Consider the following 19827-nt stretch of genomic DNA (forward strand, 5'->3'; position numbering starts at 1 on the left):
TGGTCCGGGCCCGACGCCGGCGCCGACCGCCGCGCGGACCGGGACGCCGCGCCGATCCGCACCGGGAAGCGCCTCCACCCCGCCGACGAGGCCGCCGCCGTCGCGACCATCCGCGGGGCGCGGCTGCGGGTCAAGGCCCGCACCACCGCCGTCGTCCTCGTGCTGTCGGCCGCCGTGACCGCCGCGTTCGCCCTCGCCGTCGGCTACGGCGACATGGTGGTCCCGCTGCCCGACCTCATCGCCATCCTCACCGGCGGCGGCAGCGGCGGCCCTCGCTTCGTCGTCATGGAACTCCGGCTGCCCCGGGCCCTGCTGGCGCTGACCGTCGGCATCGCCTTCGGGTTGGCCGGAGCCGTCTTCCAGACGCTGCTGCGCAACCCGCTCGCCAGCCCCGACGTCATCGGCATCAGCGCGGGGGCGAGCGCCACGGCGGTCACGGCGACCCTCACCTTCGGCGTCAGCGGCTTCGCGCTCTCGCTCTCCGCCCTCGGCGGTGCCTTCGTCACCGCCGCGCTCATCTACGGGCTGGCGTGGCGGCAAGGCGTCAGCGGCTACCGGCTCGTCCTCGTCGGCATCGGCATCGCCGCCGGGCTCGCCTCCGTCATCAGCTACCAGCTCACCAGCTCCCGCGTCACCGAGGCGCAGAGCGCACTCGTCTGGCTCACCGGCAGCCTCAACGGCCGTTCCTGGGACCAGTTCGTACCGCTCGCGATCTCCCTCGTGGTGCTGCTGCCGCTGACCGCCCTGGTGGCGAGCCGGCTGCGGGCGCTGCAACTCGGCGACGACGCCGCCGGTGGTCTCGGGGTCCGCGTGGAAGCCGCACGGCTCGCGCTCATCGCCTGCGGCGTCGCCCTCGCCGGTGTCGCCACGGCGGCGGCCGGGCCGGTCGCCTTCGTCGCCTTCGTCTCCGCGCCGATCGCCCGCCGACTGCTCCCCGGCCGCGGCGCCGCGCTGGTCCCCGCGGCGCTCGTCGGCGCGCTGATCGTGCTGCTCGCGGACTTCGCCGCGCAGCACCTCATCTCCTCCGTGCAGCTGCCCGTCGGGGTCGCCACCAGCATCATCGGCGCCCCTTACCTGCTCTGGCTGCTGGCCCGCAACAACAAGGAGGGCAGCGGCGGATGACCGCCCGAACCACGCCCCGCCCTGCCGCACACCGCCCTGCCGCACAGTGGCCCACCGCACACCGGCCCACCCCGCTCCGGCCCGCCCCGTCCCGCGTGACGCGGGGAGAGGACAGCAGCCAGCCATGATCCAGGAACGCACCCTCCAGGCACGCGAGGTCAGCCTGGGCTACGAGGGCCGCACCGTCGTCGACCGGCTCAGCCTCGACATCCCGCCCGGCCGCATCACGATGATCGTCGGACCCAACGCCTGCGGTAAGTCGACGCTGCTGCGGTCGATGGCCCGACTTCTGGCGCCCACCGACGGTGCCGTCCTCCTCGACGGCCGCGACCTGAGCGAGACGCCCACCAAGGACGTCGCCCGGGTTGTCGGCATCCTCCCGCAGAACCCCGTCGCCCCCGACGGCGTCACCGTCCAGGACCTCGTCGGCCGCGGCCGGTACCCGCACCAGGGCTGGTTCCGCCGCTGGACCCCCGAGGACGACGAAGCCGTCGCCCGCGCCCTCTCCGACACCGGCATCCTCGACCTCGCCGACCGACCCGTCCACGCGCTATCCGGCGGGCAGCGGCAGCGCGTCTGGATCGCGATGGCGCTCTGCCAGCGCACCGACATTCTGCTGCTCGACGAGCCGACGACCTTCCTCGACGTCACCCACCAGCTCGACGTCCTGGATCTGGTCACCGATCTCAACCACGAGTACGGCACGACTGTCGTCGCCGTCCTCCACGACCTCAACCTCGCCTGCCGCTACGCCGATCACCTCGTCGCGCTGCGCGCCGGCTCGGTCGTCGCCGAAGGCCCGCCCTCGCAGATCATGAACGCCGACCTGGTGCGGGAGGTCTTTGGCCTGGAGTGCACGGTCGCGATCGACCCGGTCTCCGCGACCCCGCTGATCGTGCCCGCCGGCCGCCACCACGGCGCCCGGCCGAGCACCTCCGACACACCGGCCGCCGAAGCCGCCGCCCCACCGGCCGCGCGGGCCGCCGAGCCGCTGCCCGCGGACGCCTGCCACCGGTGCGGCGCCTCGCCCGCCGACCACGCTGACCGCCCCGACTGACCGCCGGGCGCCGACACCCGCCGCCCGCACCGACCTTGCCGTTCCACCCACACGAGAGATTCCGATGCGCCACGCAGCCATAGCCGTCCCCGGCACCCGCACCGCCGACCGGCGGTCCCGCCGCCCGCTCAGCCGCCTCACCCGGCTGACCGCGGCCCTCGCCGCACCGATGCTGTTCATGTCGCTCACCGCCTGCGGCTCCGACGCCGACAGCGACGACACCGCCGGTGACAACGGCGGCGACACCGGCTCCTCGGAGACCACCGACGGCGCGTTCCCCGCCACCGTGCAGACCAAGTTCGGCGAGATCACCATCGAGGAGAAGCCGCAGCGCATCCTCGCCCTCGGCTGGGGTGACGCCGAGACCGTCCTCGCCCTCGGCGAGCAGCCGATCGGCGCCAGCGACTGGCTCGCCTTCGGCGGCGACGGCGTCGGCCCCTGGGCCGAGGGGCTCTACGAGGAGAGCCCGGAGATCATCGGGACGCTGGAGCCGGAGTTCGAGAAGATCGCCGCGCTCGACCCGGACCTGATCATCGACGTCAAGTCCAGCGGCGCACAGGAGCGTTACGACACGCTGTCGAAGATCGCCACCACTGTCGGCGTCCCCGAGGGCGGCGACAACTACCTGACCTCCCACCGGACCCAGACCGAGATGATCTCGGCCGCGCTCGGCATGCCCGAGAAGGGTGCGGAACTGCTCGCCGAGGTCGACGCCGCGTTCGAGGCCGCCGTCGAGGAGTACCCCGAGTTCGAGGGCAAGTCGGTCACCGTCGGCTCCCGCACCTCCAACGGCTACGGCGCCTACGTGCGCGGCACCGGTCGCGTCGACTTCGTCGAGCGCCTCGGGCTCGTCAACAACGAGCAGGTCCAGGAGCAGGCCACCGACGACTTCTCCATCGAGGTCTCCCGCGAGAACCTCAACATGCTCGACGCAGACCTGGTGATCATCGCGCCCATCGGGATCGAGGCCGACGAGATCGCCGACGACTCGCTGTTCCAGGCCATCCCGGCGGTCGAGGACGGCCGTTCGCTGATCATCGACAGCACCGACGGCATCAGCACCGCCTTCGCCACCGAGACGATCCTCTCGGTGCCGTTCGCGCTGGAGAAGGTCGCCCCGCTCTTCGCCGAAGCACTCAACGGCGGCAGCGAGTAACCCGGTCGCACCCGCGGCGCCCGAGCATCCGAGCGGCACCCGAGCTGTGTCCGAGCGGCACCCGCGCGACCCGGCCGCCCGGCGGTGGCCCGGCACAACACGTGCCGGGCCACCGCCGGTTCGCGTGTGTCGCCCCGATGGGCCGCACCGTCCGCTGCCCGCCCCGGCCGGCCACCCGGAGTTGGGGGCCCGCCAGGAGGCGGGACCGGCGAGCGCGACGGCGGCCGGTGAGGCGCGATCCGGGGGGAGGGCCGGCCCCGCGACCCCGGTGCACCCCGTTCGCGCCTGCACCGAGCGAGCCCGGCCGACCAGGCTGTCCGCTGCGAGCCCGCGCGCGGTGCGGGCGGTCACGGCGGAGGTTGCGCATGAGGACTCGATGCTGCGGACGGACGAAGGCGGGCACGCGCTGCCGCCGGTACGTGGTCCCCGGCACCGCCCGGTGCCAGGACCACCAAGGGGCGTGGTCCGCATACGACGTGGCCCGACGACGGCGCAAGAAGAGCTGAGGGAGCCGGGGACGACGCCGGAGCCGCCGCGGTCGAGCCCGCTCCCGGAGCGGGCGGCCGAAACGTGTCGCCGCGCCCCTCGGCGTCGGCCCGCGGGCGGGGCGGGAGAGGGGCCGAGCGGGGGAGGGAGGGCCGCCGGGTGTGGGGCGGCCTCCTGCGGCCGGGGGTGTGGCCTCGTCGCTCACCGCGCGTCCGCCGCGGTTACGGCAGGTTGTGCAGGCGGTTGTCGATGGTGATGACGACCGGGGCGGTGCCGTCGGTGAGGGTGTGGCGCAGCACCTCGGCCGTCGTGCCGTAGACCTGCGCGGCCATCGCCCAGTCGGAGCGCTTGGTCAGGTCCTCGTCGCACCCCGTCTCCAGCGGGGTCACCGCCACCCTGTGCAGGGTGAGCAGCAGCGCCACGAGCGAGCGTCCCGAGAGGTGCGCGGCCACGAGGCCGCTCTCCGTCCCCGTCGTCGTCGGAGTGCGGAAGTGCGGGTGCCCGCCCGTCTTCGACGTCACGAACTCCCAGGTGTCCGGGTGGCAGGTGAGCGTGGCCGACGCCACCTTGCTCGCCCGCAGGATGGCGCGCTGCAGGCCGCCGGTGGTGAAGACGCGCGGTTCGTCGCCGTCCAACTCCCAGCACGGGCGGTCGAGTCGGTCCGTCGCCTGCCGCCGCTCCGCCCCGCCGGGGTCGCGTTCCCCGCCCCGGTCGCGTCCCCCGTCGGCGGCGGTACCGGCGTCGGCCTGGGCACCGGCTTCGGCACCGCCCGACCGGCCGTCGGGGGAGTCCGGTTCGGTGGCGGCGGCGTGGTCGACGTCGGCCGCGCAGGCCGGTTCCGCGTCCGCCGCCTCGGCGTGCCGGACGTCGCGGTCGCCGTTGTGGCCCTCGTCGGCCGTGGCGCGGTCGCTGTCCGCCCCGCCGGGCCGGCCGGCGGGCTCGGCGTCATCGGATGCATCGGCGGCCTCGACCCTCGTCGGTTCCGCACCGCCGCCCTCGGCGTCACCCCCGAGGGCGGCATCGGCCACGGCCTTCGGCAGGGACTCCTCCGGCGGGGCGGCGGCCTGAGCCGGTACCACGGCGAGATGTGCGACGCGGGCGTCGGCGTCCACCTCCGTCGTCGCCCCGCCGACCGGTACCGGCCCGTCCCACCCGGAGGGGCCGCCGACGGGGGCCGCCACGGCGGTGGACAACAGGGATCGCAGCTCCGACACGTCGCGCTGGAGCGACGCGAAGCCGGACCGCAACCGGCCCACGTCGTCGCGGAGTTCGTCGACAGCGGCTGCGGCGTCCCCCGCGCTGCGCCCTGCGTTCCCGGCGATGGTGCGGATCTCGCGCTGGGAGGTCTTCAGATCGGCCAGCGGCCCGCTGCGGAGTTCCGCGATCGCGCCCCGCAGCGTCGTGCGCAGTTCCCGGTCGAGGTCGCCCACCCGGCTGTCGAGGCCGTCGATCGCGCGCTTCATCTCGTTCTTCGTGTCGATCAGGATCGGCACGATGTCGTTGTCCCTACGGGACACATGGACCTCCGTCGGTCGTGGTCGGACAACTGCGATGAGTAGTTTGTCGTGGTGAAGGCCCTACGGGGAGCCAGGGGCGAACTTGGCGGGAACCGCCCGCCAGTTGACCGACACGCACCAGGTGCACCGCCCGTCCCGCACGCCCCGTCGCACATCGTCCGCCGCCTCCTCGGCAGGGGCGCCCCCCTGATCGCGCGTTCTCGCTCCGCCCCGCACCGCCCGTGACCCGGGCCCGTACCCGTCGCGGCGCACTGTCCCGTCCGGCGGTTCCGGCGCCGCGTCGCGCAGGGGGCTGCGGGGCCACGGTTGCTGCGTCGCCGAGGTGCCACGGGTGTGCGACAGGGGCGCGCATGGACGAGCTGAGTGGTCAACCGCGTGGGCAGCGCGTTCGCCTCTCGGGTGGGATGAGCGGTGGTGAGCTGGGGCGCGTCGCAGGGGAGTGGGCCAGGCGCCCCCGAGGGGATCCACCCGGGGCACGAATGTGCGAAAACGCCGTCCGTCGCCGTCGGGAACCGTCGATGCGGGGGGCCTCACCCGCCGTGACCTGCGATGCAATCGCGCGGGATTGCGCACCGCGATCGCGGCCAGCTGGCCGTCCGCGCCGCGAACCGGGCCTTGTCACCCACGCCGGATGGGATCTGCGCATCATGGTGAAGCGGTGTTCGGCCGGATCGTCGAGCCGGTCGGTGTCACCCGCCGAGCGGTGCGTGGACTCCTGTGACCTCGGGGTATTCCGCTGCGGTCGTTCGGCTCGGTGCCGGCGTCACCGGCCCCGGCGTCGGTGGCCGCGGCCGGGATCCGGCAGCGGGCGACCGTGCGCGGGTGGCCGGTCGAAGGTCCCGCTGTCGTTTGCAGCGACAGCCCGACGCATCCGCACCGTGCGGTGTCCCTCCTTCGGCGGTCCTTCGGGCCGCCTCCGCCCCACCCCCACCAGCTTCGTTCCGAGAGGTAACTCCCCCATGCCCATGGCGTTCCACGTGCAGCCGGTCGAGACCAAGGACGGCAGGACCGTGTTCCGGGTCAGCCTCGACCAGCACGGCGTCGCTGCCGCCACCCACCTCGTCGCCGAGCCGACGACGGGGCCCGAGCTGCCGGACGGGTTCGGATTCGGTGCCGAACGGGGCGGACTCCGCGCCGTCCACGGGGTGGCGGAGCGCGCGGCGCGCGAGGAGGCGACCACCGCCCGGGACCACCGCGCCGACGAGAGCCACCCGCCCGTAGCGCGTCGCCGCCCTGCTGCGGCACCGCGCCGGGCCGGCGCCACGGTCCGCCTCGGCCCCGGAGCCACCCGTCACGCGCGCGCCGCCGGCGCCCCGGCGCGGCTGCGGCTGGTGGCCGACCCGGCTGAGAGCGTGACTGAGACCCCACGCCGGGCCCGCGACGCCAGCTACGGCCATCTGCTGAGTTGTCAGGAACGCCCGAGTGTGACCCGGTATGAGGGCGCCCCTCCGCCGTGCAGCTGACCGCATCTGACGCCGCGAGCTGATCCGCGCGGGGTCTCACACGCGCTCTGAGGGAGCCCTCCCCGCCCGTCGGGGCGGGGGTCCGATCCCCTGCCGCCCGAGGGTTGTGACGGCCCCGGGCGGCAGGCGCCCACCTGCGTCACGGGTGACAAGCCACCGCAAATCGCCGTTCCGCCACGGAGATCACCGTGATGTGAACATCCTGTGGTCATGACCGTCCCTTTGCAGGCCCCGGACGGGGCGGGACTGCGCAGCTACGCGTATGAGTGGGCACTCGTCGACGTGGAGACCAGCGGCCTGGTGGCGCGACGCGACCGCGTCCTGTCGCTGGCGGTGATCACGCTCGACCGGGACGGGCGGCGGACCGGGGAGTTCGCCACCCTCCTCGACCCCGGATGCGACCCGGGGGCGGTGGAGATCCACGGGCTGACCTCCGAACGCCTGCGCGGCGCACCGACGTTCGACCTCGTGCTGGACCGCGTGGCGGCGCTGCTGCGCGACCGCGTGATGGTCGCGCACAACGCGCAGTTCGACTACGACTTCCTGGCCCACGAGTTCGCCCGCGCGGGCCAGTTTCTCCCGGTGGCGCAGCGGCTCTGCACCCTGGCTCTCAACCGCCGCGTGGACCCGCCGACCGAGAACCTGAAACTGGGCACGCTCGCCGCCCACTACGGCGTCACCCAGCTCGCCCCGCACGACGCGGGGGACGACACCCGGGTGCTGGAGGGCGTGCTCCGCGCCACCCTCGGCGAGGCCCGCCACCTCGGCCTGGAGCTGCCTCTGGTGGCCTGCCCGCCGCGCCAGGAAGCCCAGTTCGCCCCGCAGCCCCGCAAGCAGCCCTGCGCGTTCCGCAACCCCGGCCCGCTCGCGCCGGGCGGACCGCTGGCACAGGGCATGAAGGTCGCGATCACCGGCGACACCGCGACGCCGCGCGCCGAGTTGGGCGCCCGTGCCGTCGCCGCCGGTCTGAACCTGATGAACTCGGTCAGCCGCCACACCAGCGTCCTGGTCACCAATGACCTCGGCTCGGGGTCCGGCAAGGCCCGGCGTGCCGTCGCCGCCGGGGTCCCCGTCGTGGACGAGCGCACTTTCCTCTCGCTGCTGGCGGACGTTCGGCCAGGGGCCCGCCACGACCTGCAGGTCGCAGCCGTCCCCGCCGCCCGCGTGCCGCCGGCAGCCGCGCCCACCGTCGAACCACCGGCAGCCGAGCCAGCGGCGACCGAGCCTGAGGGAACCGACTCGCCGGTGAGGGCCGCCCCGGTCGCCGTCGTCGTTGCCGACCCCGCCCCAGCCGCTGCGGCCGGTGTCCCCGACCGCGCGGCACCGGAGGCGGCGGCGCCCGTGCCGCGGCCGGGAAGCCGGCAGCCCGGCGGGGGCCGCGTCCCGACCATCGAGCAGCCGCTGATCGGCCGCCGGGTCCTCGTCCTCGGCGGTGTCCACGAGGAGACGGCCCGAGCGCGGGCCCGGGTCACGGCGCTCGGCGGCGGGGCCGCCATCAACCTCTCCGCGAGCGTGAGCGACGTCGTGACGCTGCCCGGCGGCGAGCAGGACCGCCGGATGCGGCGGATCGGCGCCTTGGGGCTGCCGGTGCACGGGCCCCGCTGGCTCGACTCCCCGCCGCCCGCCGCCCTGCCGTCGGAAACCGTCCCGCACACCCCGCACATCCTCTCCCTCGGTGCGGTCATCGACCTCCCCGTCGCCGCCGCGGGCACCGGCTGGGACCTGACCGTCTCCTGGGCGCAGCAGACCCGCTGCGAGATCGACGTCGTCGCCCTCGCCGTCGACGAGGACGAGCAGGTGGGAGCCGACGAGGACTTCGTCTTCTACGGCGCCCCGGAGTGCCCCGACGGCTCCGTCCGACTGCTCGCGGACGGACCCACCGAGCAGACGGTGGCCGTGGAGCTCTCCGCGCTCGCGCCCGCCACCCGCAAGGTGGTGCTGGCCGCCGCGATCGACGGGGACGCCACCTTCGGCGACGTCGGCGCGGTCCACCTGCTCGCCGCGCCCGGTCCGGGCGCCGCGCCGTTGGCGCAGGCCACTCTCGACGCCTCGACCACGGAACGTACGCTGCTGCTGGCCGAGTTGTACCGCCGCGGTCCGGTGTGGCGGCTCCGTGCCGTCGGCCAGGGCTACGACACGGGCCTGGTCTCTCTGGCCCGCGGCTACGGCGTGGAGGTGGCCGACGGCTGAACGGCCCGCCTCGCCCCGACGGGCGGCTCAGTCGGCCCGCAGCGCCTCGGCCACCGTCAGTGTGTCCTCGTAGAGGTGCATGCGGACGATCCTGCCGTCGTCGACGACCAGGTGCATGGCCACCGGCGTCGTGAACTCCTTTCCGTTGGCCAGCACGGTGTGCGTGAAGACGGCCAGCAGGACCACGTCACCGCCGTCGACGATGAACCGCTCCAGGGTGACGGTGCTCCTCCCGGGCGTGAAGTGCGGCCACATCGTGGTGAAGTACGGCGCGACCTCCTCCCGGCGGGTCCGGCGTCCGGTCCAGGGCAGCGCCGCACTGCCGGGGACGTACCAGTCGATCTCCGCCGCGAACAGTCGCTGGATGGCGTCGGCGTCCTGTCGGTCGAGGTGCCGCAGGAACTCCTCGACCACGGCCCGTGGGCTCTGGGTGTCTGCTGTCATCGTTCCCGTCCTCGGTGTGGGCCGACCGTGGCACCGGCCGGCATTGGGTGTAACTGTTGCTGTTACCTTCACGGCCCGACGGAGCGCCCGGCGTCGCATCGAGGGGTGCGGTCAGTCGGCTCGGAGGATGTCACGCAGGACGTCCTCCAGGGTCGTCCGCGCCAACTCCCGCTGCATGGCGGCCTCCACGTCGTCGTACACGGCCTTGATCACCGGTCCGATGCCGCGGCCCACCACGCAGGCGGGGTCCGGGGCCGCCCGGTGCAGGGCGAAGACCGGCCCCGGATCCACCGCCCGGTGGACGTCGAGCAGGGTGATCGTCGCCAGGTCGCGCGTGAGGGTCCAGCCCGCCCCGGCCCCGCGCCGTGAGTCGGCCAGGCCGGCCCCGCGCAGCTCGCCCAACAGGCGCCGGATGACGACGGGGTTGGTGTTGACGCTGGTCGCGATCTGCTCCGAGGTGGCGACCTCGTGGCCGCGTCGCTGGTACAGCCCGATCCAGGTGAGCGAGTGGGCTGCGATGGTCAGCCTGCTGTTGGCGCTCATGCTCGCCCCCGCCTGTCCGTCGCCGCCGTTCGTCGTAACCGTAAAGGTTACGTCCGTGTCCGGCAAGTGTGCTGCCGGGGTACCGTCCCCGGGAGCCGTGGCCCCGGCCCCGGCCCGGGGTCTTGCCCGCGTCCGGGTCTGGCGAGGAACCCTGTCGTCTCGACGGCCCCCGCCTGCGACGATGTCCCGATGACTGCCGAGACCGCCTATCACGGACCGCTGGGTGAACTGTTCGCCGCCCAGGCCACCGACAGTGCGTACAACGCCCACACCGACCGTCCCGCGATGCTCGAACTGGTCGGTGACGTCACGGACTTGCACGTCCTCGACCTCGGCTGCGGGGCAGGGCACTACGCGGCCGAGCTGGTGGCACGCGGTGCTGCGGCCGTCACCGGTGTCGACGGCAGCGCCTCCCTGCTCGACGCCGCCCGGGAGCGCCTGGCGTCCGCGCCCGCCGGGCGGGTCGCGCTCCACCTCCACGACCTCGAACAGCCGCTGGGCTTCCTCTCCGACGGCTCGGCGGACCTCGCCGTAGCGGCACTGGTCCACCACCATCTGGAGCGCCGCACGGAGTTCCTTGCGGAGGTCCACCGGGTGCTGCGCCCCGGTGGGGCGCTCGTACTCTCCACCACCCACCCGACCGGCGACTGGGTGGGTTTCGGCGGTTCCTACTTCGACGAGGAGCGCGTCCGGCTCCCGATGGGGGACGGCGGCCATGCGCTCGTCTACCGGCGGCTCACCTTGGAGACCGTCATCGGGGAGCTGCTGGCTGCCGGCTTCGTGCTGGAGCGGTTGCGGGAGCCCCGCGGTACCGACGCGGCGCGGGTGGCGGACGAGCGCCGGTGGCGGAAGACCCACCAACAGCCGATGTTCCTCGCCCTCCGGCTGCGCCGACCCTGAACCGGCCCGTGCGGGACCGGTGCGGACGGCGGCTCGGACCGGGGTGCCCCCCCGACCCGGGCCGAGCCGCCGTCCGCCGGGCTGCCCGGCCGCCTGCCGGGCGGTCCGTGTCAGGCGGCGACCGGGACGGATGCCGCCTCCGAGGGATACTGGTAGGCGTTGTACGTGAGGTAGCCGTCGTTGCCGCCCTGGTAGAGCGCCGCCATGTCCAACGGTTCGATCGGCAGCTCGGCCCGGAGCCGCTCCACCAGATCCGGGTTGGAGATGAACGCCCGACCGAAGCTGATCAGTTCGGCTCCCAGACCCAGCCAGCGGTCGGCGTCCTCCCGGTTCGTCGGCTTGGAGCCCGTGGGCAGCGACGGGTTCATGATGAGCGCACCCGGCCACACGCGGCGGAGCTCGCGGAGCAACGCGTCTTCGGCGGTGGCCTCGACATGGATGTACGCCGGTTCCAGGGTGGCGAGTTCGGTGAGCAGTGCCGTGTACAGCTCCTTGGTCTCTCCGTCGGTGGCACCCCAGAAGTTGGCGCCGGGGGAGAGCCGGATACCGGTGCGCGCGGCCCCGATCGCGTCCACGGTTCCCGCGACGGACTCCACCGCGAACCGGATGCGGTTGGTGATCGATCCGCCGTAGCGGTCGGTCCGCAGGTTGGCGGTGTCAGACAGGAACTGCGAGATCAGGTAGCCGTTGGCGCCGTGCAGCTCGACCCCGTCGACCCCGTCGAACCCGGCGTCCACCGCCCTGCGACCGGCCTCGGCGTACGAGGCGGCCTGTTCGACCACCTCCGCCGTGGTCAGCGCGCGGGGCACAGGCATCGGCTGCGGGCCGGTCGGGGTGAAGACGTCGCCCTCACCGGCGACGGCCGACGGGCCGACCGGCTGCAACCCCGTGGTGTCGGGGTGGGAGACCCGGCCGCCGTGCATCAACTGGGCGAAGATACGACCGCCGTTGACGTGCACGGCGTCGGTCACCTGCCGCCAGGAGTCGACCTGCTCGTCGTTGTGCAGCCCCGGCGTGCCCGGGTTGGACTGGCCGACCGCGCTGGGCTGCACGCCCTCGGTGATGATCAGCCCCGCAGTCGCCCGCTGGGCGTAGTACGCGGCCATCCGGGAGGTGGCGAGCCCGTCTGCCGTCGCGCGGACCCGGGTCATCGGCGCCATGACGACGCGGTTGGGGAGAGTCAGGCCGGCGAGCTGGAACGGGCTGAGCAGGGAGGTCACAACAGGCTCCTGAGGGTTGGCCGTTGCGCCCGGAGGTGGGCACACCGCTAAGCTAGAACCTGACATTGACGTCAGATGCAAGCCATGTGGTGCGGCTCACTCCGAGCGGCCCCGCCCGAAAGCGGCCGACAGGCCGGAGGAGGACCGCATGCGAATCGGTGAACTGGCAGGTCGGACCGGTGTCAGCGTGCGCTCGCTGCGCTACTACGAAGACCAGCGGCTGCTCGCCAGCTCGCGCAGCGCCGGTGGACAGCGCACCTACGACGAGGAGCAGGTGGAGCGGGTCCACTTCATCCAGCGCCTCTACGCCGCCGGCATCTCCAGCCGCACCATCGCCGAACTGCTGCCCTGCTTGGAGCGGCCGAGCGAGGAGAACAGCGGCAAGGCGCAGGCGCGACTGGCGGAGGAGCGAGAAAAACTCGCGCGTCACATCGCGGAGTTGGGGCGGACCCTCGAATCGCTGGACGCGCTGATCGCCGCCGCCGGCACCTGCCACCATCACCTGCCCGGCACGTCGACCGAGCCGGCCCCCGCCCACCGCGCCCTCGTCCCGGCGGGCTGACGCGCGCCCCGCCCCGCCCCACCGCTGCCGGGTGGGCACCGGCCGGCCTGGCGACCGGGCGCCGTGCCGGACGGCGGAAGCCGCGGCCGGGGGTGTGCGGCCACCCGCGCCGACCGGTGGACGGCGTCGGCGCGGGTGGCTTCGGTGGTGGGGCGGTCAGTGCACGTAGCGGTTCAGGGCCGTGACCGCGGCCATCGGGTCGCCGTCGCGGTACTGGTCGATCGCCAGGTAGTTGGGCTTGGTGCGGGCTGCCGGTGCGCAGAAGCGTTCCGCGCGGTTGAGCACTTTCTCGTTGTCGGTGCGGTAGGTGGGCGCCATCGGCACGTCGCGGAAGTGGTTCATCACGAAGAGCCGTTGGAAGCCGTCCTCCTGGCGGGAGAGCGGGATGTCGTCCCAGCGGCTGTGGCAGCTCCAGTCGCCGGTGCCGAGCCCGCCACCCATGGACCAGTGGTTCTCGACCGTCCAGTCGCGCTGGCTCATGAACCCGAGGACGTTCTTGCCGTTGGTCCGCGAAGACGCCGCGGTGTCGCTGGTGAACAGCAGCAGGCGCCGGTCGGTCTCCCGCAGGGACGCGACGGTGGGCCAGCCGTCCTGCCGCACCCCGGCGGCGTCGGGACGGAACACCCGGTCCGCCAGCGCGCCCCCCTCCCCGAGTACCCCGCCGAGTTCGGCGCGCAACTGGTCGGCGGTGGCGTAGTCCTCCAGGAAGACGGTGACCACCGCGTCGCGGTCCTCCGCCAGGAACGCGGCGATGTCCGCGAAGAAGTCCGCTGCGGGGCGGGCGCGCGAGCAGTTCCCGAGCACCGGGATGTCGTGGCACAGCCGCACCCGGCCCGAGGCGTGATGGGCGTCGAGCATCAAGGCGTGCGCACCGGCCCGCAGTTGCGTGGTGACGGCGTGCGGCTGGTTCGGCGCCACGAGGAACCCTGGCTGGTCCTCGGTGTTGTGCATCGCGTTGTGCGTCGTCAGGAACGTGACCTCGTCGAGGCGGGGCGTCGCCGGCATCGGTGCGCGTGGCGGGGAGACCGGTGTGAGGTACCAGTCCTGTGCGGGGCCGTCGGAGGCGGTGGCCCGCGCTTCGGCGAGCGCGCCGTGCCCCGCCGCGCCGACCAGTCGCCGGCCGGAGTCACGTGCCTGGATTCGGTAGCGGTCCGCGGTCACCTCCCGGACCTCCCAGTCGGTCGCGGCTGCGCCGCAGGGGCCGACGTTCAGTCGGGCGTTTCCGGCTGCGCCGCGCTCCTCGGTGAGGCAGGCGTCCGCCGCTCCGGCGACCCGGAACTTGTGGGTGCCGTCCGCGTTGGCGTCCAACTCCCAGTGCTGGCGGTCCTCGTCGCCGCGTGGCCGGTTGGTCGTCACCCAGGACCCCGAGGACGACAGGTGGTTCCCGCCGGCGACGTTCTGGACGTAGAGCGCCCCGCCGGTCGGCGGCGCGGCCAGGTCGGCGATACCGTCGTCGGCGGCTGCCGGAACGGCGAGTGCGGACAGGGCGAGTGCGGCACACCAGGCGGTGGCCGTGTATCGGGCACGCACAGTGGTTCTCCCTCAGCCGGGGGGTCGGGCGCGGTGGCGCCCGGCGTGAAGGTCGCACACTCCGGCCACGGTCGGGTGAACCACGGATGAGATCCGGTACCGCCGAACGGAGTTCGTCGGGAATCCCGGCCTTGCGGAGCGCGTGGGGAACTGCCGTCCGCGGCTCGGCGGTGGCGGGTGCGACTGCCGTCGGGTTTCGCGACCGCCGTCAGTCGGGCTGCCGCTCCATGTGCGCGAGGACGCGCGCCGAGATGCGGCCCAGGGTGTCGAGTTCCTCCTGGGTGATGGCCTCGACGAACAGCCGGCGGACGTGCTCGACGTGCAGCGGCGCGGCCTCCTCGATGGCCCGGTACCCCTCCGGGGTGACGACGATGTACGCGCCGCGTCCGTCGTCGGGGCACTCCTCCCGCGTCACCAGTCCACGTTTCGCCATTCGGCCGATCTGGTGGGACATCCGACTCTTCTCCCACTCGACCCGCTTGGTCAGGTCGAGGAACCGCATGCGCCCGCCTTCGCTCTCGGTGAGGCCCGCCAGGACGACGAAGTCGGCGGCGGACATGCGGGAGTCGGCCTGGAGGCGGCGGGAGAGCCGCCCGATGAGCGTCTCCTGCATGCGGATGAAGCTGTCCCAGGCCGCCTTCTGCTCGGGGTCGAGCCAGTGAGGCGTTGCGTTCATGGGGGAACGTAACCACATCGCTCGGGTCGCATCCATCCCGAGGGCCCGGCCTTTCGGAGGCGTGCGCGCCGGTCGTGGGCCGGTGGGCGGTACCGGCCGCGCGGGTCGGATGCGTCGGGTGGGGGCGATGGGGCTGTTGCGATGGTCGCGAACCCGGCCCTCGGGGCATTGGTTGACGTGTCAATCATCAGCGCCTAGTTTGGGTGATGCGTCAACCAAATGGTTCGGGGTGGCAGTTGGCCGCTCCCCGCGCGACCCGGGTGCGGCACCGGCAGGCCGGTGCGATGCCCGGGGGCCGTGGACGTGAGGCTCCGGAAGGGAACCCCATGAGCACGGAGAACAAGGCCGGACTCGGCGCGCTGCTGACGCCCGAGGAGAGCGTCCTCGTGCTGATCGACCACCAGCCGTTCCAGTTCGCCAACCTGAACAGCCACGAGCCGACGATGATCATCAACAACACCGTCGGCCTCGCCAAGGCAGCCAAGGTCTTCGACGTCCCGACCATCCTGACGACGGTCCTGGAGGACCGCGGCGGCCTGCTGCTCCAGGCGCTCCAGGATGTGTTCCCGGAGCAGAAGCCGATCGACCGCACCTTCATCAACACCTGGGAGGACCAGCGTGTCGTCGACGCCGTCAAGGCGACCGGCCGCCAGAAGCTGATCATCGCCGGGCTGTGGACGGAGATCTGCGTCGCGATGCCGGCCATCCAGGCCGCGGGCGAGGGGTTCGACGTCCACGTCGTCACCGACGCCTGCGGCGGCGCCTCGGCGGAGGCCCACGACATGGCGGTGCGCCGGATGACTCAGGCCGGCGTGGTGCCGATCACCTGGCTGGCCGTGGCCGCCGAGTGGCAGCGCGACTGGGCCCGCGAGAAGACCCTGGCCGGCACCACGGACGTGCTGACGCACCACGGCGGAGCCACCGGCGTCGCCTTCGCCTGGGAGACCCAGCTCCTCGCCGGGCGCGAGCGCGGCGCCTGAGGCGACCGCTCGCCGGGCCGGGGCAGGAGCCCACGCCGAGAGACGGGCGCCCGCTCCGGGCCGGCAGGGGCGACGCGGGGTCGGCGGCGGTCGGACCGAGTGGCGGAGAGGCGGCCCGGTTCGGACGGCCGGCGGCGGCGCGTGGGTGAGAACGGCACCACGGAGCGACGCCGTCCGGCTCAGCGACGGCGTTGCGCGGTCCGCCCGGGCCGAGCTCACTGCTGAGCTGACGCCGGGCAGGCGCGCCCGCTCACCGGGCCGCGCCTCACGACAACAACCACGCGTGCGGGCGACCGCCCGCAGCGGACGATGGAGAGCACATGTCAGTCGAAGTACGCGACGTACCCGAACTCAAGCGGTACGAGGCGCGTGTGGACGGCCGGACCGAGGTCGCGGGCCGTGCCGAGTACATCCGCACCCCGGAACTCATCGCCTTCACCCACACCGAGGTCGAACCCGGGCACGAAGGCCAGGGCGTCGGCTCCGCCCTGGTCTCTCGCGCCCTCGACGCGGCACGCGCCGACAACCTGCGCGTGCTGGCGACCTGCCCGTTCTTCGCGCAGTGGATCGCACGGCACCCGGACTACCAGGACCTGCTCTACCAGTCGCGCAGCAATGTCAGCGACTGAGCCCGAGGGCACGGCCCCCGCTGCGGCGGCGACCGACCCGGCGCCGGGCGTGCGGACCTACCGGGGCCGGGCCGTGGCGGTGAGCTTCGAGGCCGCGCTCTGCAAGCACGCCGCCGAGTGCGTCGGCGGTCTGCCGCAGGTCTTCGACCCCGGACGACGACCGTGGATCACCCCCGACGCTGCCGGCGCCGACCGCGTCGCCGAAGTCGTCGACCGCTGCCCCTCCGGGGCGCTGCAGTACCGACTCGCCGCCCCCGGCGACACGGAGGAGACACGAGCATGAACGACCACATCGCCTCCGCCGACCCGGCCCGGCGCAACACGGACCTCGTGCTGACCGCCATGCGCGAGCTGTTCGTCGAGGGGGACCTCACCGCCCTCGAACGGTACTGGGCCGAGCCCTACGTGCAGCACAGCCCGCAGATGCGCGGCGGCCTCGACACGCTCCGCACCGTGGTCCCGACGCTCGACGGCTTCTCCTGGGAGCGGCAACGGGTCTCCACCCAGGGCAACTTGGCCTTCACCCACAGCGTCGTCAACGGTTGGGCCGCGAAGCCCGTCGTTGTCGTCGACCTCGTCGCCCCCGAGGCCACTGCTGCGGGCATCTCCATGGTGTGACCGGGCGACGCGGTGGTGCCGGTGCACCGTGCGCCGTCGGCGGTGCACGCGCTGTTGGGGTGTCAGCGGACGATTGTCTGGACTTCTTCGACGGTGATGTCCGTGGTGGTGGCGACGCTGCCGGCGGGGAGCCCCCCGCCGTTGCCGGCGTGGTCAGTCCAGGTGACGTCCCAGGTGAGGGTCGCCTGTAGCTGGTGGGGACCGGTGTTGTGGGTGGCGTGTTGGTACTGGACGCCGCAGGGTGGGTCCTCGCCGGACCGGCCGGGCGACCACGGCTGTCCGACGCTGCCGTCGGTGAGGGTGCAGCGGCCGGAGGCGGGGAAGGCGCGCGCGTCGGCGCCCGGTTGGAGGTGCAGCTCGGTCGGCGTCGCCGTCGTCTCGGCCCAGATGCCGTAGCCGTCCAGCTCGGCGCGCACGGTGACGGGTTCGAACTGCGCCGAGTCGAGCCAGACCCAGGTCGGCAGGTTGACCTTCTGTGTCCCCTCCGGGTTCAGCGACACCTCGGTGTCCGGTACCCGCGTCTGCTCCCAGGCGAGTTCGGCAAGCCCGTCGGTCTGGATCGCCAACTCCTCGACCGGCGGCGGGTCCGAGAAGTCCACCCAGAAGGTGCGGGGTTCGCAGGCAGTGCGTTCCTCAAGGGGGTAGGCATCGTTGCGCACGACCCCCCAGAACGCTCCATTCCCCTGCTCATCCAGGTTGTAGTCCGGAAACTCCTCCAAGAAGCGGTCGTGCGATGCCCAGCCCGACTCGACATCCTCCTGCGGGAATGGCGGGGAGGTCATTCGCGCCATGAAGTCGCTCCAGTAGCCCTCCGCTTCCTCCGGCGTGCGCAGTGGGGCGTAGTAGCAGGCGGGAGGAGTCCATGAGGTCGTCTTCAGTGCCCCTTCGGGGCCCGACGCCCTGGGGGTGAAGGTGACGCGTACATCTTCCGGCGTCCCGGTGCCGACGCCGGCTCCGATGCTCCCGCTGCCGTCCGACTCGCCGCCGGTACCGGGTCTGGCTTCCCCCCAGTCATCAGAAGCTGCTGCGGGCAGGGCTGCGACCAGGGTGACGGCCGCCGCGCCGGCGCACGTTGCCCAGACCCGCTTAGCGCTCAGCACTTTGAGGACGACTCCTCGATCTCGGTGTCGGTGGTCTGCCACACGCCGAGGTCGTTCACCTGCAACCGGGCCTTGTAATAGGTGGCTTCTGCATCGGGGTTGGCCTCCGAGCGTGTCTCTCCGGTCTCGAAGTAGGTTCCGACTACTTGGCTGAAGTCTCTGCAGTACTCGACGAAGGCGACGCTGCCGTCGGACTCGGTGACCCGGTGCTTGTAGAAGCGCATCTCACCCTCCGAAGTCCTGCCCTCGGAGACGAGGAACTCAAGGGCCTCCATGTCCTGCATGTAGGACTCGCCGGTCGTGTAGAAGCCGACCGAGGAGTTCTCCAGGTCGTGCGTGGTCAGGACCTCGAAGACGGACTTGATCTGCCACTGGCTGTCCGTGAGGATCGCGTCGTGCTCCGGGTCCCCGGTGTCGGGCTCCTCGAAGACCATCTCCAGCGAGTCCGCCACCTGGATGTCGGGGCGGTCGACGGCATCCTCTGCGGGCGCGTCGGTCTCGTCGCCGTCGTCCGCGTCCGTGTCCGGCTCGTCGTTCGCCGCGTCGTCGTCCCGGGTCTCACCCCGGTCGACCCCCGCGATCTCCTCGTCGGCGGCGTCACTTCCACAGGCGGAGAGCAGCAAGCCGGCGGCTGCGACCGCGGCGAGTGCTGTGGTGGTGCGGCGGTGGGCGTGGCGAGGTCGGCGGTTCACGCGGGTACCCCCAGGATCGGTTCGAACACAACGGCTCCCCAACCGTATCGTTCGGTATCGACGCCGCTACAGAGTCACCGGTTCCGGCTGACCCGCCTTGCGAGGGTGCTCGGTGTCCGGCTCATACGCGGGCGTCCTGTGCCAGGAGGGGGCCGAGTCGGGCGCAGCGGGCGGCGTAGACGCCGAGGTGTTCCTGGCGGAACGTCTCGGCGTTCCAGGTGTCGTCGCCGCGCAGTTCCTCGCCCCGCCACAGATATGACCAGCTCTCCTCGCCGGAGGCGAGGATGATGCGCCCGAGGTCGTACTCGTCGTCCTCGAAGGCGTCGATGACGAGCCACTCGCGAGCGGTGAGATCCGTGAGGACGTAGCCGTCCGCGGTGACTCCGGGGGCGAGGACGAGGCCCGGGTAGACGCGGCCTTCGAGCGGGGCGGCGCGCCAGCCGGGGGCCGAGGTGGCGGCGAGTTGCGGCAGTCGGCCGAGAAGGCCGATGAGCACGGACTCGAACTGGAGAGTGCCGTAGACGAAGAGGCTTCTCGGTCCTTCGGCCAGTCGTCCCTGCGCTATCTGCTGCGGGCCGGTCGAGTTGTCGGGAGGGAACGCGTCGGGCACGGTGAACTCCACGGTGGTTGTCCGGGGCCGGGCGGGATGGCGGTCTTACGGCTCGGTTACCCCGGCGACGGCGTCCGATTCGGGCGTCCCTCAGCCCAGTTGAGCGTCGCGTGGCCGGACGCCTCCGTCGGACGCCTCCGTCGGACGCCTCGGAGAGATGGCGCGCCGGGGGTGCCCCGCCCGGGAGTGCCGGACGGTCGGGTGGGCGCGGGCCGGAGTGGCCGGAAGGAGATCGATCGCCGAGCTTTCCGGGGTCGGATCGCTACGCTCGGGCCTCGTCAGGCCGCTCGGGGGCGGCAGGTCTTCTGTGGCGGCGGGGGTGGGGAGGGCGG

The 19827-nt window shown here is 73.0% G+C and carries 20 protein-coding genes; 11 read left to right on the top strand and 9 right to left on the bottom strand.

What is annotated here, in order from left to right; genetic code table 11:
• Positions 1-54: 54 nt before the first annotated feature.
• From HCJ92_RS03945 to HCJ92_RS03955, 3 genes are all read left to right on the top strand, one after another.
• Entirely contained in the window at positions 55-1122 is a 1068-nt protein-coding gene (locus tag HCJ92_RS03945) for an iron chelate uptake ABC transporter family permease subunit (RefSeq protein WP_167932015.1), read from the top strand.
• Positions 1123-1246: 124 nt separating this feature from the next.
• Positions 1247-2179, top strand: a complete 933-nt coding sequence (locus HCJ92_RS03950) for an ABC transporter ATP-binding protein (protein ID WP_167931984.1) — start codon at positions 1247-1249, stop codon at positions 2177-2179.
• A gap of 64 nt (positions 2180-2243) precedes the next feature.
• Positions 2244-3335, top strand: coding sequence for an iron-siderophore ABC transporter substrate-binding protein (locus HCJ92_RS03955; RefSeq protein ID WP_167931985.1), 1092 nt, complete (start codon positions 2244-2246; stop codon positions 3333-3335).
• Positions 3336-4042: 707 nt separating this feature from the next.
• Here the strand turns inward: HCJ92_RS03955 and HCJ92_RS03960 are convergent.
• Positions 4043-5338: a hypothetical protein gene (locus HCJ92_RS03960; RefSeq protein ID WP_167931986.1), complete on the bottom strand. Its 1296-nt coding sequence runs from the start codon at positions 5336-5338 to the stop codon at positions 4043-4045.
• 959 nt (positions 5339-6297) lie between these two features.
• Between HCJ92_RS03960 and HCJ92_RS03965 the strand changes: the two genes are divergently transcribed.
• Together HCJ92_RS03965 and HCJ92_RS03970 are read left to right on the top strand one after the other, a co-directional pair.
• Positions 6298-6801 carry a hypothetical protein gene (locus HCJ92_RS03965; protein ID WP_167931987.1) on the top strand — a complete coding sequence of 168 codons (504 nt, stop codon included), beginning with the start codon at positions 6298-6300 and terminating at the stop codon, positions 6799-6801.
• Between the two features lie 210 nt (positions 6802-7011).
• Positions 7012-8991: a TerD family protein gene (locus HCJ92_RS03970; RefSeq protein ID WP_167931988.1), complete on the top strand. Its 1980-nt coding sequence runs from the start codon at positions 7012-7014 to the stop codon at positions 8989-8991.
• A gap of 27 nt (positions 8992-9018) precedes the next feature.
• Here the strand turns inward: HCJ92_RS03970 and HCJ92_RS03975 are convergent, their stop codons facing one another.
• Together HCJ92_RS03975 and HCJ92_RS03980 are read right to left on the bottom strand one after the other, a co-directional pair.
• On the bottom strand, positions 9019-9435 hold the full coding sequence (locus HCJ92_RS03975; RefSeq protein ID WP_167931989.1) for a nuclear transport factor 2 family protein: 417 nt from the start codon (positions 9433-9435) through the stop codon (positions 9019-9021).
• A 111-nt stretch (positions 9436-9546) separates the two neighbouring features.
• Positions 9547-9978, bottom strand: coding sequence for an Rrf2 family transcriptional regulator (locus HCJ92_RS03980; RefSeq protein ID WP_167931990.1), 432 nt, complete (start codon positions 9976-9978; stop codon positions 9547-9549).
• 189 nt (positions 9979-10167) lie between these two features.
• Here HCJ92_RS03980 and HCJ92_RS03985 point away from each other — a divergent pair, with 189 nt between their 5' ends.
• Positions 10168-10878 carry a class I SAM-dependent methyltransferase gene (locus HCJ92_RS03985; protein ID WP_167931991.1) on the top strand — a complete coding sequence of 237 codons (711 nt, stop codon included), beginning with the start codon at positions 10168-10170 and terminating at the stop codon, positions 10876-10878.
• 110 nt (positions 10879-10988) lie between these two features.
• Here HCJ92_RS03985 and HCJ92_RS03990 read toward each other — a convergent pair whose 3' ends face one another.
• A complete protein-coding gene (locus tag HCJ92_RS03990) occupies positions 10989-12098 on the bottom strand; it encodes an oxidoreductase (RefSeq protein WP_167931992.1) in 1110 nt (369 codons plus the stop codon).
• Between the two features lie 148 nt (positions 12099-12246).
• Between HCJ92_RS03990 and HCJ92_RS03995 the strand changes: the two genes are divergently transcribed.
• On the top strand, positions 12247-12660 hold the full coding sequence (locus HCJ92_RS03995; protein ID WP_167931993.1) for a MerR family transcriptional regulator: 414 nt from the start codon (positions 12247-12249) through the stop codon (positions 12658-12660).
• A gap of 156 nt (positions 12661-12816) precedes the next feature.
• On the opposite strand, the gene HCJ92_RS04000 is transcribed toward HCJ92_RS03995, so the two are convergent.
• On the bottom strand, positions 12817-14190 hold the full coding sequence (locus HCJ92_RS04000) for a phosphoinositide-specific phospholipase C-related protein (protein ID WP_167931994.1): 1374 nt from the start codon (positions 14188-14190) through the stop codon (positions 12817-12819).
• Between the two features lie 208 nt (positions 14191-14398).
• On the bottom strand, positions 14399-14866 hold the full coding sequence (locus HCJ92_RS04005) for a MarR family winged helix-turn-helix transcriptional regulator (RefSeq protein WP_167931995.1): 468 nt from the start codon (positions 14864-14866) through the stop codon (positions 14399-14401).
• A 326-nt stretch (positions 14867-15192) separates the two neighbouring features.
• Here HCJ92_RS04005 and HCJ92_RS04010 point away from each other — a divergent pair, with 326 nt between their 5' ends.
• The 4 genes from HCJ92_RS04010 (at position 15193) to HCJ92_RS04025 (ending at position 17093) form a co-directional block, all read left to right on the top strand.
• On the top strand, positions 15193-15846 hold the full coding sequence (locus tag HCJ92_RS04010) for a hydrolase (protein WP_167931996.1): 654 nt from the start codon (positions 15193-15195) through the stop codon (positions 15844-15846).
• Between the two features lie 320 nt (positions 15847-16166).
• On the top strand, positions 16167-16475 hold the full coding sequence (locus tag HCJ92_RS04015) for a GNAT family N-acetyltransferase (RefSeq protein WP_167931997.1): 309 nt from the start codon (positions 16167-16169) through the stop codon (positions 16473-16475).
• Entirely contained in the window at positions 16462-16758 is a 297-nt protein-coding gene (locus HCJ92_RS04020) for a (4Fe-4S)-binding protein (protein WP_167931998.1), read from the top strand. Before HCJ92_RS04015 ends, HCJ92_RS04020 begins: the two co-directional genes overlap by 14 nt.
• Complete coding sequence (locus tag HCJ92_RS04025) at positions 16755-17093, top strand: nuclear transport factor 2 family protein (protein ID WP_167931999.1); 339 nt, start codon at positions 16755-16757, stop codon at positions 17091-17093. Before HCJ92_RS04020 ends, HCJ92_RS04025 begins: the two co-directional genes overlap by 4 nt.
• A 62-nt stretch (positions 17094-17155) precedes the next feature.
• Here HCJ92_RS04025 and HCJ92_RS04030 read toward each other — a convergent pair whose 3' ends face one another.
• The 3 genes from HCJ92_RS04030 to HCJ92_RS04040 all read right to left on the bottom strand — a co-directional run bounded on the left by HCJ92_RS04030 (position 17156) and on the right by HCJ92_RS04040 (position 19495).
• Positions 17156-18193: a hypothetical protein gene (locus HCJ92_RS04030; RefSeq protein WP_167932000.1), complete on the bottom strand. Its 1038-nt coding sequence runs from the start codon at positions 18191-18193 to the stop codon at positions 17156-17158.
• Complete coding sequence (locus HCJ92_RS04035; protein ID WP_167932001.1) at positions 18187-18885, bottom strand: hypothetical protein; 699 nt, start codon at positions 18883-18885, stop codon at positions 18187-18189. Before HCJ92_RS04035 ends, HCJ92_RS04030 begins: the two co-directional genes overlap by 7 nt.
• 121 nt (positions 18886-19006) lie before the next feature.
• The gene (locus HCJ92_RS04040; protein WP_167932002.1) at positions 19007-19495 is read right to left on the bottom strand and encodes a gamma-glutamylcyclotransferase; all 489 of its coding nucleotides are present in this window, start codon (positions 19493-19495) and stop codon (positions 19007-19009) included.
• Between the last annotated feature and the right edge of the window lie 332 nt (positions 19496-19827).

This window comes from Streptomyces spiramenti (assembly GCF_012034385.1).
Lineage (GTDB): Bacteria > Actinomycetota > Actinomycetes > Streptomycetales > Streptomycetaceae > Streptomyces > Streptomyces spiramenti.

Coding starts and splice junctions, on each gene's coding strand:
- HCJ92_RS03980 (WP_167931990.1), bottom strand. CDS start 9,978: ATGAGCGCCAACAGCAGGCTGACCATCGCAGCCCACTCGCTCACCTGG.
- HCJ92_RS03970 (WP_167931988.1), top strand. CDS start 7,012: ATGACCGTCCCTTTGCAGGCCCCGGACGGGGCGGGACTGCGCAGCTAC.
- HCJ92_RS04020 (WP_167931998.1), top strand. CDS start 16,462: ATGTCAGCGACTGAGCCCGAGGGCACGGCCCCCGCTGCGGCGGCGACC.
- HCJ92_RS03950 (WP_167931984.1), top strand. CDS start 1,247: ATGATCCAGGAACGCACCCTCCAGGCACGCGAGGTCAGCCTGGGCTAC.
- HCJ92_RS04005 (WP_167931995.1), bottom strand. CDS start 14,866: ATGAACGCAACGCCTCACTGGCTCGACCCCGAGCAGAAGGCGGCCTGG.
- HCJ92_RS03975 (WP_167931989.1), bottom strand. CDS start 9,435: ATGACAGCAGACACCCAGAGCCCACGGGCCGTGGTCGAGGAGTTCCTG.
- HCJ92_RS03965 (WP_167931987.1), top strand. CDS start 6,298: ATGCCCATGGCGTTCCACGTGCAGCCGGTCGAGACCAAGGACGGCAGG.
- HCJ92_RS03995 (WP_167931993.1), top strand. CDS start 12,247: ATGCGAATCGGTGAACTGGCAGGTCGGACCGGTGTCAGCGTGCGCTCG.
- HCJ92_RS04025 (WP_167931999.1), top strand. CDS start 16,755: ATGAACGACCACATCGCCTCCGCCGACCCGGCCCGGCGCAACACGGAC.
- HCJ92_RS03955 (WP_167931985.1), top strand. CDS start 2,244: ATGCGCCACGCAGCCATAGCCGTCCCCGGCACCCGCACCGCCGACCGG.
- HCJ92_RS04015 (WP_167931997.1), top strand. CDS start 16,167: ATGTCAGTCGAAGTACGCGACGTACCCGAACTCAAGCGGTACGAGGCG.
- HCJ92_RS03985 (WP_167931991.1), top strand. CDS start 10,168: ATGACTGCCGAGACCGCCTATCACGGACCGCTGGGTGAACTGTTCGCC.
- HCJ92_RS04010 (WP_167931996.1), top strand. CDS start 15,193: ATGAGCACGGAGAACAAGGCCGGACTCGGCGCGCTGCTGACGCCCGAG.